General features: G+C 37.3%; 1 protein-coding gene. It reads right to left on the bottom strand.

From position 1 onward, the window contains the following. Positions 1–16 precede the first annotated feature (16 nt). A partial coding sequence (locus Q366_RS19200) for a transposase (protein ID WP_156968251.1) occupies positions 17–1,157 on the bottom strand: 1,141 nt, incomplete at its 5' end.

Below are 1,157 nucleotides of genomic sequence, written 5' to 3' on the forward strand. Positions count from 1 at the left end.
GGGTGTGTCCCACCTTTTACATATCCATATATATAGAGGTCTTTTTCATAACGTTTTGTTCTGTACCTGAATTTATGAACTCAGTAACATCAACCGACAAATATTTTATCGCCTGATAAATTTTTATATAGTGTTTTCGTGTATCCGCCGACCTTATGCCGTCGTGATTTTTTTCCAGACGTCTAAGAAGTCTCATACCCGATTCCGAATTTGAGGAACGCTGATATTTGGCCAACCCTTTTTTCTTCAGATACTGCATAGCAGCATCCCAGTGATCAGAAAAAAACTTCGCTATCTTACACAGATAACTATTTTCAAGTTTTTCAATCTGATTTTTCAAATTTTTCAGTTTGATTTTTGCCTGATTTTCCGTATTTGAATGATCAAAAATATTTGTAATTTGACCGATTATGGAACGAAATTTGGAAATAAAGCCGCTGTCCCTTTTTTCAAGCGCTTCTATCTTTTCACGTTCATTTTCAGTCAGGTTGGAAGGCTTTTTCAGCAATATCCATCGCAGTTTCCAAAGCTCTAAGGCAATTTCCAACATATCTTTATCCTTATTTTTTTCACCTTCCGCTTTCAGATTCCTTCTGTATTCCAGAAGGCATTTTTTTAAATTTTTCCATATATTTTTCGCCGTATGAAAATGATCAGCCTGAAATTTAGCATCAGGGAATACCTCTGTGATTGCTTTCACATAGCTGTCTGAATAATCTGAGAATGCCGAAGTAACTGTCATTCCGCATTTTTTTATCTTTTGTAAAAACTGAATGGCATCATCACTGTTTTCTGAATCGACCTCATGGGTAATAAGAATCCGGTCCGACTCATCTTTTATAACCATCACGCAGTTGTTTGTCCCCATGGGATAATAACCGTCAATATGACACTGATTCGCTTTTTTTAGTTCCAGAAGTTGTTTTAAAATTTCCTCTTCCGAAGGAAGACTGCTTCCAATTGTGTCAATCCACCTTTTTACAGACGACTTGCTTACAGGAATCCGAAACAACACTGTGAATATTGTTGCAATATTCCTCAGACTCACTCCGCAGATAACTGCCAAAAAACATGCCAGACGCAACACACTTCTACTTACATGCTGTTGTGTTGATACCTCCCTGAGCTTTGGGGTGAAGCAAATTTGTTTGTTATGG

This window comes from Desulfobacter vibrioformis DSM 8776 (assembly GCF_000745975.1).
Classification (GTDB): Bacteria; Desulfobacterota; Desulfobacteria; order Desulfobacterales; family Desulfobacteraceae; genus Desulfobacter; species Desulfobacter vibrioformis.